Source organism: Pseudomonas sp. 2(2015) (assembly GCF_000955865.1).
Lineage (GTDB): Bacteria > Pseudomonadota > Gammaproteobacteria > Pseudomonadales > Pseudomonadaceae > Aquipseudomonas.
On sequence record NZ_JYOF01000011.1, the window covers coordinates 1 to 11,978 of the forward strand.

Genomic DNA, 11,978 nt, shown 5'->3' on the forward strand with positions numbered 1-11,978 from the left:
CGATCAAGGACGAAGTGGTTGCCCGGGTCAAAGCCGCCTATGCCAAGGTTCGTATCGGCGACCCGCGTAAAGACAACCTGGTCGGTCCGCTGATCGACAAGCAGTCCTTCAGCGCCATGCACAATGCCCTGACCCAGGCCCGCGATGAAGGCGGCCAGGTATTCGGTGGCGAGCGGCAGCTGCAGGAGCAGTACCCGAATGCCTACTACGTGGCCCCGGCGATCGTCGAGATGCCTGGCCAGAGCGCCGTGGTTCGTCATGAAACCTTTGCACCGATTCTCTACGTGCTGGCCTACGACGAGTTCGAAGAAGCCCTGCGCCTGAACAACGAAGTGCCGCAAGGCTTGTCGTCGTGCATCTTCACCACCGACCTGCGCGAAGCCGAGCGCTTCCAGAGCGCCGCGGGCAGTGACTGCGGGATTGCCAACGTCAACATCGGCACCAGCGGTGCGGAGATTGGCGGCGCCTTTGGCGGTGAGAAGGAAACCGGCGGTGGCCGTGAGTCGGGCTCGGATTCGTGGAAGGCCTACATGCGCCGGCAGACCAATACCGTGAACTATTCCCGCGAGCTGCCGTTGGCGCAGGGGATTGTCTTCGACTGAATACCGAGTCGGCCCCATCGCTGGCAAGCCAGCTCCCACAAGGATTCTGTGGGAGCTGGCTTGCCAGCGATGGCCGCGCCACCAATCCCGCCAGTGGAACAATAAAAACGCTTTCACCCTACCAGTAGAGGGTTACCCATGGCATCGCTACAACAAAAGAAACAGCGTTCGCTGCAACACGGTCTGACCTCGCGCCAGGTGTCGATGATCTCCATTGCCGGGATCATCGGCGCCGGGCTGTTCATCGGCTCGTCAACGGCCATCGCCACCGCCGGGCCGGCCATTCTGATTTCCTACACCATGACCGGCCTGCTGGTGCTATTGGTGATGCGCATGCTCGGGGAGATGGCCATCGCCAACCCCAACAGCGGCTCGTTCTCCACCTACGCCAGCCAGGCCATCGGGCCCTGGGCCGGGTTTACCATCGGCTGGCTGTACTGGTGGTTCTGGGTGCTGATCATTCCGGTCGAGGCGATTGCCGGTGCCGATATCCTGCATGCCTACTTCCCCGGCGTGCCGTCGTGGCTGTTTGCCTTTCTGATCATGATCGTGCTGTCGGGCACCAACCTGATCAGCGTGAAGAACTTCGGCGAGTTCGAGTACTGGTTCGCGCTGATCAAGGTCATTGCCATTCTTGCCTTTATTGGCGTCTGCACCCTGGCGGTGTTCGGCTTCTGGCCACTGGCCGAAGTCTCCGGCGTGCAGCAACTGTGGGCCACTGGCGGCTTCATGCCCAACGGCTTTGGCGCGGTGCTCGGCGGCGTGCTGGTGACCATTTTCTCGTTCTTCGGCGCCGAGATCGTCACCATCGCCGCCGACGAAACGTCCAACCCCAAGGACAAGATCCGCAGGGCCACCAACCTGGTGGTGTACCGCATCGCGATCTTCTACATCGTCTCGATCTTCTTCATCGTTTCGCTGGTAGCCTGGAACGACCCGGGCCTCAAGGCCGTTGGCTCGTTCCAGCGCGTGCTGGAAGTGCTCAACGTGCCGGGCGCCAAGCTGATGGTCGACCTGGTGGTGCTGGTGGCGGTGACCAGTTGCATGAACTCGGGGCTTTATACCGCCTCGCGCATGCTCTACTCGCTGGGCTCGCGGGGCGAGGCGCTGAAGATGACCAAGCGTATCTCCGGCAACGGCGTGCCGACCGTGGCGGTGATTCTCTCGACCTTCGCAGGCTTTGCCGGTTGCCTGGTCAACTATGTGTTCCCGGGCAAGGTCTTCGGCTTCTTGCTCTCGACCACCGGCGCCATCGCCTTGCTGGTGTACCTGGTGATTGCTGTGTCGCAGCTGCGCATGCGCGCCATCACCGATCGCCAGGGCACGGAGCTTGCGTTCAAGATGTGGCTGTTCCCGTGGCTGACCTGGCTGGTCATCGGCCTGATTACCCTGGTGCTCGGCTACATGCTGATCAGCCCGGCCTACCGCTATGAAACCCTGATGACCGCGGGGGTGACCCTGGCCATCCTGCTGATCTCGCTGACCCGCCGTAAAACACCGGCCAGCGAGCCGGCCGGCAGCCCGGCGGTATCGGCCAAAGGCCTCTAGCGCGGCGCTTGGCACGGCAAAAGCCCATGACCGGTTCATGGGCTTTTTCGTTGTCCGGCGTTACTATCGGCGTTGCTTTCCCTTTAAAAAACAGACAATCAGGAAGCCTATGAGTACCCAAGCCTTATCCCTGCAGGAACTGGCCGCCCCCGAAGGCGTCTGCTACGGCTGTGGCTGTTCCCACCCCAGCGGCCTGCACCTGAAAAGCCACTGGGACGCCGACGGTATCCACCTGCTGTGCCGCCACTCGCCCGACAGCACCTTCCTCGGCTGGCCGGGGCTGGTCTATGGCGGTTTGCTGGCGATGCTGGTCGACTGCCATTCGAACTGGACCGCCATGGCCTACCACTACCGCGCCGAAGGCCGCGAGCCGGGCAGCCTGCCGCGTATCGACTGCGTCACCGGCCAACTCAACCTGACCTACCTGAAACCCACGCCGATGGGCGTCGAGCTGCTGCTCAAGGCCCGGGTCGAGGGTGAAGTGGGGCGTAAGAGCCGGGTGATCTGCGAAGTCTGGGCCGACGACGTGCTGACCGTCAGCGCTGACTCGGTGTTCGTCCGGGTCGACACCGAAAAGCTCAAGCACAAGGCCCACGGCACCGCTTAAAACGGCACGGCAATGGTCAACTGGCTGTAGACGTTGGTGCCATTGCCGCCAACCTGGTTGCCGCCGTCATCGCTGCTCTTGCGCGGCTGGTACAGGCCCAGCAGCGGGCTGATGATCAGGTGCTCGCTGACCGCCCATTCGGCGTACAGGTCCAGCTCGCGGCCGTCGAGGTTCAGCGTGCCGCGCTCGTGCAGGGTCTTGTAGTTGAACAGCAGCACGCCCAGGGTCAGGGCCTCGACCGGGGTGGCCTTGAGGCCGACCAAGTGCACGTCGTTGTTGCTGTTGAACGGGCCTGAATAGTTGCCCGTGACCTCGCCCTGGAACCAGGTGCCGTAGCCGCGGTTCATGCCGTTGAACATCGAGTCCCAGCCTTCGGAATAGCGGCTGTAGCGGTAGGTCAGGTCCGGGCGCCAGGGCACCTCGGCAAAGGTGTAGCCGGCTTCGGCGTACCAGGCTTTCTCCGGCCCTGCGTGCTTGTTTTGCCAGGCATATTCGAAGGCGAAATGCGCGTTCTCGACCCCAGCATCACCGGCGCCGCGCAGGCTGTAGATGTCCATGCCTTCACGTTGTTTCTGGAACTCGCTGGCATAGCGATCATCGACATTCAGGCCGCGAATGTAAGTCAGTTCCAGGGTGCCGGGGGCAGCGCTGTAGGCCAGGGTGCCGGCGGCCAGTTCGCTGTTGGCCTGGGCGCGGTTGTCCGACTTCATCCACAACAGGCTGCCATGCAGGCCATCCTTGGCGCCCAGGCGCAGTACTGCGGTCTTGTCGAAAGCATGGCGGGCGGCCAGATAATAGGCGCCGCCGCGATTGAGCTCGCCGTCGGCCGGGCCCTTGCCGAAGTTCAGGCCGTCGTCGTTGATGATGAAGCCATCGCCGAGGGTGATGACCTGGCGACCGAACGACAGGTCCAGGCCATCCTCGCCCAGTGCCGGGATCAGTTTGCCCGAGCGCCAGCCGGCGAAGGCTTCGTCGAATTTAGTCGTGCGTTCGCTGCCATCGCTGATGCCGGCAGCATCGCCGTCGCCCCAGGTCGCCGAGCTGACCAGGTTGGCGGTGCCATAAACCGTGCCCAGTTCGCCCAGGCGCTGGTCGGCGCTCAAGCCATATTTGATAAAGCCTTCGCGCCAGGTCGAGCCGCCTGGGGTGCCGTCGTAATTCTTGCGGCTGTTGAACAGGCCGTACACGGCGAGGAAGTTGGCGTTCAGGTGGGTGTCGTCATCGGCATACAGCTCAAGTGCCTGAACCGGGGGCAGGGCCAGCAGCAGGCTGAGGCTGGTGCCCTTGAGCAAATGGGGGAGGCGGGTGGTCATGGCGCAGGTTCCCTAAAGGAGGCGTTGGTGGCCGCCATTTAGGGTTCGAAGGCCCCGGCAGGTCTTTGCTTTGCCTGCCAGGGCGGTTGATCCTGCTCGCCAGCAGGTTTAGCGCAGGGTAGCGGCCATCTTCGCGAACACGTCGAGCACGGCGCTGGCCAGGTCCTTGCTGCGTTGGCCGTTCCAGCCGGTTTCGGCGTTGGGCGCGTCGTCGTGGTCTTTGAACGGCATCTCAAGGGTCAGCGACAGGCAGTCATGGGCCTGGCCGACGCTGTTGCAGGCCAGGGTCATGTTGGCCTGGCCAGGGGCGGAGCGCGGGTAGCCATGGACCTGCTGGAAGTCCACGGTGCGCTTGCACAGGCTGTCGCGGAAGGTGGTTTCCAGGGCAGCGATACGCGCGTTGTAGCCGGGGTTGCCTTCGCAGCCGGCGGTGAACACGTGGGGGATTTCTTCGTCGCCGTGCACGTCGAGGAACAGGTCGACGCCGTGCAGCTTCATCTGCTGCTGGGCGAAGAATACCTCCGGGCTCTTGTCGATGCTCGCATCCTGCCAGGCGCGGTTCAGGTCCTGGCCCTTGGCGTTGGTGCGCAGGTGGCCGTGGATGGCGCCGTCGGGGTTCATGTTCGCGATCAGGTACAGGTCGGCTTCCTGCAGCAAGGCCTGGATCGTCGGGTCATTGTCTTGCAAGCGGTCGATCACCCCTTCCATGAACCACTCGGCCATGTGCTCACCCGGGTGCTGCTGGGCGATGATCCACAGTTTGCGCTTGGTTGCGGCGCCGTCGCCGGCGCGCAGCAACTGGATGTCACGGCCTTCGACGCTGCGGCCGGTGGCCAGCAGTTCAACGCCAGACAGGCGGGTGGCGCGTTCAATCAACTGATTGTGGCGCGCGCGCGGGTAGGGCTCGAAATAGGCAAACCAGGCCTGGGGCTGTTCGGCCTTGAGGCTGAATTCGAGGGCCTTGCCGTCGAAAGTGGTGGGCACCCGGAACCACTGTTGCTGGTCGTAGGAGGCCACGGCCTGGTAACCGCTCCAGGCCTCGTGGTAGGACGAGGCACCGGCGTTTTCCAGGACAAAACCATGGGTCTGGCCCGGGGTCAGCCCCGCAGCCTTGAAGTGGAACCACTGGAAGTGCTCGCTGCGGGTGTCGGGGCGGATCTCCAGGCGCACCCGTGCAGGGTCACTGGCATCCTTGACGAGGATGTTGCCGGAATCGAAATCGCAGTCGATGTGCAGGGGGGACAGCGTCACGGTCATCACCAGGCTCCATGTAGAGTTGTTGTGGCAACTACTCTACACGCCTGGCTCAGGACCAGAAACCGATCGCTGCCAATGCCGCCAGGCCCAGGCCGATGGCCACCGAGCAACCGCCCAGCGACAGTGCGGCGCGTGGTTGCCGGTACCAGCCGTCCTCGCCCAGTTGGCGCGCCGGAGCCAGCAGCGAGCGCCAGCGCAGCTCGGTGGCGTGGAACGCCTCGCGGTGTGCCGGGGCGCTGTCTAGCCAGCGGCGAAAATCGATGCGTTCGCTGGCCGTCACGTCCGGGCTTTGCAGGCGTACGTACCACTGGCCGGCGATGCTCGCCAGGGCGTCGCGCTCTTCGCGGGCAATCTGCAGCGCCTGGTTCATGTGGCGCTCGACAGTGATGGCCGGCAGGTCGAGGCGCTCGGCAATGCTGGCGAACGACAGTTGATCGAGGCGGCTGAGGAGAAATACCTGCTGAACGCGGCGCGGCAGCTTTTTCAGGCGCTGCAGCAGGGCATCGTCCGCCAGATGGTGGGAAAGGGGATTGTGTTCAAGGGGCAGCAACAGACGGGTCATGTACAAGCTCCTTGCTGGTCGGTGGAGTGGGGGCGTCTTCCTTGACGCTGCAACAGCTTATTCGTAACGAGATTGATTCTCAAGTGCTAATTCCGCAAAGCGCTGTTACAACCATTCACTGTGCGACATTCATTTGCTATCATCGCGGCCATTCAAGCAACACCCATCTTCATTAGCCTGAAGACCAAAAAAAAGACCCGGCAAAAAGCCGGGTCAAAAACCGTGATTAGCCTGATGAGGAGATAATCTGAGAGTCCGACCTAAGGGCTTTCAGTTTATCCAACCAGTCTCGCGACCAGTCGTGAGCAATAATAATCGTTATCATTTGCAAGTCAAATGAATTTTCTGTCATTGCGTAAAAACTTTTACGCAGTGCGCTCCCTCCTGACCGGCGGACACCAGCACCCGCCTTCGGTCGACTCCCACGTAACGTTCTGCAACAGGCTCAGGAATGCTCCTGATTGGCTGCCGTGCGCTCGAGCATGGCCCTGGCCATGTTGATCATGTGCATCGACGCCAGCGCCAGGTCGCGCGGTACGCCTTGCATGCCGTCAGCCGATTCGTAGGCGGTGGCGGCAGCGCAGCGCAATATATTGCTGGCATGGGCGGTGGCCTGGGCGCTGCTGAGGCCCTCACGGGCGACCAGCAGCGGCTCGTCGGGGCCAAAGGTCACCGGTGCCGGGTTGAGGTAGTAATCCAGCGCGCGCCGGGCGGCATCACTGTTACTTAATGCTTCGGAATCAAGGCTGAGGTCCGTTTCAGGGGATATCGGTTTCATGCGTCTGCCTGCTGTTTGGGTAAGCGATGAAAGGTGTTGGTAGATATTAATACGCTATGTAGTTATGACTATTGTTTAAATACTACAATATGTGTATTGAGCGCCAGAGGGCAGTCCGTATCGTGCCAGCGATGGATAAATGGACTGACCTGGTTAAAGCCAGGATGCGTGAACTGAAAGTCACGCAGGAAAATCTCGCCGAACGCATCGGAGTCACCCAGGGCGCCGTGGGCCACTGGCTGCGCGAGGAGCGCGAGCCGAAACTGCGGGTGCTCAACCAGATTCTGGTGGAAGTGGGGCTGCCGCCGCTGCAGATGGTTTTCCCCAATCAGGTGTCGGAAAGCAACGGTTCCTACACGGTATCGGGCAACCCGACTACTGTGGCTGGCGCCGATGGCCTACAGCACGAACTGTATTTTCGCTACCCGATTCTGGCCTGGGGCAATCTTGACCCGGTTGAGGTGGCCGATGACACGCCGTTGCAGTCAACCGACTATAAAGCGCAGGGGCGGGCGTTCTGGCTCAGGGTCGAAGGCGACGCGATGACCGCGCCGTTGGGCTTGAGCGTGCCGGAGGGCATGCTGATCCTGGTCGATACCGGGCTTGCGGCCGAACCCGGCAAACTGGTGATCGCGCGTTCGCCAGGCAGCACGGCAACGAGTTTTCGCCAGTTGAGCGAGGAGGGCGGCCAGCGCTACTTGCGCCCGCTCAACCCGACCTATCCCAAGGCCTTGTGCAGCGAGCAGTGTGAGTTGCTGGGGGTGGTGGTGCAGGCGTTGGTGAAATTCTGAAATTGCGCGTCGCCCGCATCGCCGGCAAGGCCGGCTCCCACAAAGGGCCTGTATCGACCCTTACTGTGGGAGCCGGCCTTGCCGGCGATAGGCTGCGCTAGCAGCCCCTTGGACTCAAGCCTCGTCCAGCTCCACCAGCACAGCCCCTTCACTGACCATCTCGCCTTCCTGGCAGAACAGCGCCTTGACTGTCCCGGCATGGGGCGCGCGGATGCTGTGTTCCATCTTCATGGCTTCCAGCACCACCAGCTGCGCACCGGCTTCCACCGCCTGGCCAACCTCCACCAGCACCCGTACGATACTGCCATTCATTGGCGCGCCAAGGCCGCCCTGATGGCTGTGGCTGGCATCGGCCTCGGCAATCGGGTCGTAGCGGTTGACGCTGTGCAGCTCGCCGTCCCATTGCAGGTACAGGGTCTGGCCACGGCGGATTGCCCGGTGCCGGCGGCGCAGGCCGTCTTCGTCGATCAGTAGCTGCTCGCCGTCCAGGGTCAGCTTCGATGCACCCGCCTGAGTCAGGTTGATGACCTGAGCTTCACCGTTGCAGGTCAAGTGCAGGCTGACCTGCGCCGGCACGCCGGCACGAAAGCCGTGGTTGGCGGCCCACGGCGAGTGACGGTCATCGTCACGCGGTCGCAGCGGCTGGCTCTGGATGAAGGCTTCGGCCGCCGCCTGCCAGAACGCCGCTGGCAAGGCTTGCGGTGCCGGTAGCAATTGTTCCTGATAACGCGGGATGAACCCGGTATCCAGCTCGGCCTCGGCAAATGCCGGGTGGGCGAGGATGCGCCGCAGAAAGGCGATATTGGTTTTCAGCCCGCCGATGGCAAACTCGTCGAGCATCGCCAGCAAGCGCAAGCGCGCCTGCTCGCGGGTTTCGCCCCAGGCGATCAGCTTGCCGAGCATCGGGTCATAGAACGGCGAGACCTCGTCGCCTTCGCTGACGCCGCTGTCCACCCGTCGGCCTTCGCCCGGCGCCGACTCGCGGTACAGCGCCAGGTGGCCGGTGGCCGGGAGAAAGTCATTGGCCGGGTCTTCGGCATACAGGCGCACTTCGATGGCATGGCCGTTGAGCGGCACCTGCGCCTGGGTGATTGGCAATGGCTCGCCACAGGCGACGCGGATCTGCCAGGCGACCAGGTCCAGGCCGGTGATCGCTTCGGTGACCGGGTGCTCGACCTGCAGGCGGGTGTTCATCTCCATGAAGAAGAACTCGCCGCGGGCATCGAGCAGAAACTCCACGGTACCGGCACCGACATAGCCGATGGCCTGGGCCGCCTTGACCGCCGCTTCGCCCATGGCCTGGCGCTGGGCGCTGCTCAGGCCCGGGGCAGGGGCTTCTTCGACGACCTTCTGGTGCCGGCGCTGGATCGAGCAGTCGCGCTCGTTGAGGTACAGGCAGTTGCCGTGCTGGTCGGCGAACACCTGGATCTCTACGTGGCGCGGCTTGAGCACGTATTTTTCCACCAGCATGCGCGCATCGCCGAACGACGACTGCGCTTCACGCTGGGCCGAGGCCAGGGCTTCGCCGAGCTGGCTTTCGTGCTCGACCACCTTCATGCCTTTGCCGCCGCCGCCAGCGGTAGCCTTGAGCAGCACCGGGTAGCCGATTTTCTCGGCGGCGGCGCGGAAGGTTTCCAGGTCCTGGGCTTCGCCGTGATAACCCGGCACCAGCGGCACGCCGGCCTGTTCCATCAGGGCCTTGGCCGCCGACTTGCTGCCCATGGCATCGATGGCGCTGGCCGGTGGGCCGAGGAAAATCAGCCCGGCCTGCTCGATGGCACGGGCAAAGCCTGCGTTCTCGGACAAAAAGCCGTAGCCGGGGTGGATCGCCTGGGCGCCGCTGGCTTTGGCCGCGGCCAGCAGCTTGTCGATGTCCAGGTAGCTGTCAGCGGCCTTGGCGCCGCCGAGGTCGACGCGAATGTCAGCTTCGCGGCTGTGCCGCGCTTCACGGTCGATGGCGCTGTGCACGGCCACAGTGGTCAGGCCCAGGGCCTTGGCGGTGCGCATCACCCGGCAGGCGATCTCGCCGCGGTTGGCGACCAGCAGGGTGGTCAACGGGGTGCGGCTCATGGGCGCGGCTCCTTGTGCGACGGTTGGCCCTGCCAGGCCGGGCTGCGTTTTTCCAGGAAGGCGCGCAGGCCTTCCTGGCCTTCAGGGCTGACGCGAATGCGGGCGATGGCGTTTTCGCAGTAGCGGCGGATGGCCGGGGTCAGCTCGCCGGGGCCGACTTCACGCAGCAGCTCCTTGCTGGCACGCATGGCCTGCGGGCTGTTGAGCAGCAGGTTGTCGATCCAGTTGTCGACCTGCTGTTCCAGCTCGGCGGCCGGGTAGGCTTCGGCCAGCAGGCCCAGCTCACGGGCGCGCTCACCGCTGAAGCGTTCGGCGGTGAGGGCGTAGCGGCGTGCGGCGCGCTCGCCCATGGCCTGGACCACGAACGGGCTGATCACAGCTGGCGCCAAGCCGATGCGCACTTCCGACAGGCACAACTGCGCGTCACTGGCGCCAATGGCCATGTCGCAGCAGCTGATCAGGCCCAGGGCGCCACCAAAGGCTGCGCCTTGCACCACCGCCAGGGTCGGCACCTTGAGCCGCGCCAGGTTGTACATCAGCTCGGCCAGCTCGCGGGCGTCGTCAAGGTTGGTGTTGTAGTCCAGTTGCGCCGACTGCTGCATCCAGGCCAGGTCGGCACCGGCGCTGAAGTGCCGGCCACGGCCGCGCAGCAGCACGAAACGCAGGCTGCTGTCGGCGCCGATATGGTCGATGGCGATGATCAGCTCGCGGATCATCTGCGCGTTGAAGGCGTTGTTCTTGTCTTCCCGGCTCAGCCACAGGGTGGCGAAACCACGGGGGTCCTTGATCAGTTCAAGGGTAGTGAAGTCGCTCATGGTCACATCCGGAAAATGCCGAAACGGCTCTGTTCGATCGGTGCGTTGAGGGCCGCGGACAACGCCAGGCCAAGGATCTCGCGGGTTTGCGCCGGGTCGATGACGCCGTCGTCCCACAGCCGGGCGCTGGAGTAGTAAGGGTGACCCTGGTGCTCGTACTGGTCGAGGATCGGCTGCTTCAGACGCGCTTCGTCTTCGGCGCTGAAGGCCTGGCCGCTGCGCTCGCTCTGCTCGCGCTTGACCTGGGCGAGCACGCCGGCGGCCTGTTCGGCGCCCATCACGCCGATCCGTGCGTTTGGCCACATCCACAAGAAGCGCGGGTCGTAGGCGCGGCCGCACATGCCGTAGTTGCCGGCGCCAAAGCTGCCGCCGATGATCACGGTGAACTTCGGCACCTGGGCGCAGGCCACCGCGGTGACCAGCTTGGCGCCATGCTTGGCGATGCCACCGGCCTCGTACTTCTGGCCGACCATGAAGCCGGTAATGTTCTGCAAGAACAGCAGCGGGATGCCGCGCTGGCAGGCCAGCTCGATGAAGTGCGCGCCTTTTTGCGCAGCTTCTGCGAAGAGGATGCCGTTGTTGGCCAGGATCGCTACCGGATACCCGTGCAGGTGGGCAAAGCCGCACACCAGAGTGGTGCCGAACAACGCCTTGAACTCATCGAATACCGAGCCGTCGACCAGCCGCGCAATTACCTCGCGCACATCGAACGGCTGCTTGGCATCGGCCGGCACCACGCCGTACAGCTCTTCACTGCTGTACAGCGGCGCCACCGGCGCGCGCTGCTGCAACTCGCCGAGCTTGTGCCAGTTGAGGTTGGCCACGCAGCGCCGGGCGATGGCCAGGGCGTGTTCGTCATTGTCGGCATAGTGGTCGGCGACGCCGCTGGTCTTGCAGTGCACATCGGCGCCGCCGAGGTCTTCGGCGCTGACCACTTCGCCGGTGGCAGCCTTGACCAGCGGCGGACCTGCAAGAAAGATCGTCGCCTGCTGGCGGACCATGATCGCTTCGTCGGCCATGGCCGGCACATAGGCGCCGCCGGCGGTGCACGAGCCCATGACCACGGCGATCTGGGGAATGCCGAGGGCGCTCATGTTGGCCTGGTTGAAGAAGATCCGCCCGAAGTGCTCGCGGTCGGGGAACACTTCATCCTGGCGCGGCAGGTTGGCGCCACCGGAGTCCACCAGGTACAGGCACGGCAGGCGGTTCTGCAGGGCGATGGCCTGGGCGCGCAGGTGTTTTTTCACCGTTAGCGGGTAGTAGGAGCCGCCTTTGACCGTGGCGTCGTTGGCGACGATCATGCATTCGACGCCTTCGACCCGGCCAATGCCGGCGATCACGCCTGCGGCCGGGACGTCTTCGCCGTACACCTCATGGGCGGCCAGCTGGCCGATTTCAAGGAACGGCGAACCTGCGTCGAGCAGGCGGTCGATACGTTCGCGTGGCAGCAGTTTGCCCCGCGAGGTGTGCCGCTCCTGGGCCTTGGGCCCACCGCCCTGGTGAACCTGGGCGATCAGGCTGCGCAAGGCGTCGACCTGGTTCGCCATGGCGGCGTAGCTCTGCGCGAACTCTGCTGACTTCGGATTGATGTGAGACTTGATGATCATTGTGGTTCCTCACGCAGAATCAAGCGAC

Annotated in this window: 11 protein-coding genes; 4 read left to right on the forward strand and 7 right to left on the reverse strand. The window is 63.9% G+C overall.

What is annotated here, in order from left to right:
• From UB48_RS15280 to UB48_RS15290, 3 genes are all read left to right on the forward strand, one after another.
• A partial coding sequence (locus UB48_RS15280) for an aldehyde dehydrogenase family protein (RefSeq protein ID WP_045198499.1) occupies nucleotides 1–602 on the forward strand: 602 nt, incomplete at its 5' end.
• 138 nt (nucleotides 603–740) lie between these two features.
• Complete coding sequence (locus UB48_RS15285) at nucleotides 741–2,150, forward strand: amino acid permease (protein WP_045198501.1); 1,410 nt, start codon at nucleotides 741–743, stop codon at nucleotides 2,148–2,150.
• 109 nt (nucleotides 2,151–2,259) lie between these two features.
• Nucleotides 2,260–2,757: a PaaI family thioesterase gene (locus tag UB48_RS15290; protein WP_045198503.1), complete on the forward strand. Its 498-nt coding sequence runs from the start codon at nucleotides 2,260–2,262 to the stop codon at nucleotides 2,755–2,757.
• On the opposite strand, the gene UB48_RS15295 is transcribed toward UB48_RS15290, so the two are convergent.
• The 4 genes from UB48_RS15295 to UB48_RS15310 form a co-directional block, all read right to left on the reverse strand.
• Nucleotides 2,754–4,070 carry a hypothetical protein gene (locus tag UB48_RS15295; RefSeq protein ID WP_045198505.1) on the reverse strand — a complete coding sequence of 439 codons (1,317 nt, stop codon included), beginning with the start codon at nucleotides 4,068–4,070 and terminating at the stop codon, nucleotides 2,754–2,756. The genes UB48_RS15290 and UB48_RS15295 overlap by 4 nt on opposite strands.
• A gap of 108 nt (nucleotides 4,071–4,178) precedes the next feature.
• Nucleotides 4,179–5,327 carry a M14-type cytosolic carboxypeptidase gene (locus UB48_RS15300; protein WP_045198507.1) on the reverse strand — a complete coding sequence of 383 codons (1,149 nt, stop codon included), beginning with the start codon at nucleotides 5,325–5,327 and terminating at the stop codon, nucleotides 4,179–4,181.
• A gap of 49 nt (nucleotides 5,328–5,376) precedes the next feature.
• A complete protein-coding gene (locus UB48_RS15305) occupies nucleotides 5,377–5,889 on the reverse strand; it encodes a DUF4880 domain-containing protein (RefSeq protein WP_045198509.1) in 513 nt (170 codons plus the stop codon).
• Between the two features lie 445 nt (nucleotides 5,890–6,334).
• Nucleotides 6,335–6,667, reverse strand: a complete 333-nt coding sequence (locus UB48_RS15310) for a hypothetical protein (RefSeq protein WP_045198511.1) — start codon at nucleotides 6,665–6,667, stop codon at nucleotides 6,335–6,337.
• Nucleotides 6,668–6,798: 131 nt separating this feature from the next.
• Between UB48_RS15310 and UB48_RS15315 the strand changes: the two genes are divergently transcribed.
• Complete coding sequence (locus UB48_RS15315; RefSeq protein ID WP_045198513.1) at nucleotides 6,799–7,458, forward strand: LexA family transcriptional regulator; 660 nt, start codon at nucleotides 6,799–6,801, stop codon at nucleotides 7,456–7,458.
• A gap of 114 nt (nucleotides 7,459–7,572) precedes the next feature.
• Here UB48_RS15315 and UB48_RS15320 read toward each other — a convergent pair whose 3' ends face one another.
• Genes UB48_RS15320 through UB48_RS15330 form a run of 3 tightly spaced genes read right to left on the reverse strand, consistent with a single transcriptional unit; the run spans nucleotide 7,573 to nucleotide 11,950 of the window.
• Nucleotides 7,573–9,528 (reverse strand): acetyl/propionyl/methylcrotonyl-CoA carboxylase subunit alpha, encoded by a 1,956-nt coding sequence (locus UB48_RS15320; protein WP_045198515.1) that lies wholly within the window; start codon nucleotides 9,526–9,528, stop codon nucleotides 7,573–7,575.
• A complete protein-coding gene (locus tag UB48_RS15325; protein WP_045198517.1) occupies nucleotides 9,525–10,343 on the reverse strand; it encodes a gamma-carboxygeranoyl-CoA hydratase in 819 nt (272 codons plus the stop codon). The genes UB48_RS15320 and UB48_RS15325 overlap by 4 nt, the downstream gene beginning before the upstream one ends.
• 2 nt (nucleotides 10,344–10,345) lie before the next feature.
• Nucleotides 10,346–11,950 (reverse strand): carboxyl transferase domain-containing protein, encoded by a 1,605-nt coding sequence (locus UB48_RS15330; RefSeq protein ID WP_045198519.1) that lies wholly within the window; start codon nucleotides 11,948–11,950, stop codon nucleotides 10,346–10,348.
• Nucleotides 11,951–11,978 lie beyond the last annotated feature (28 nt).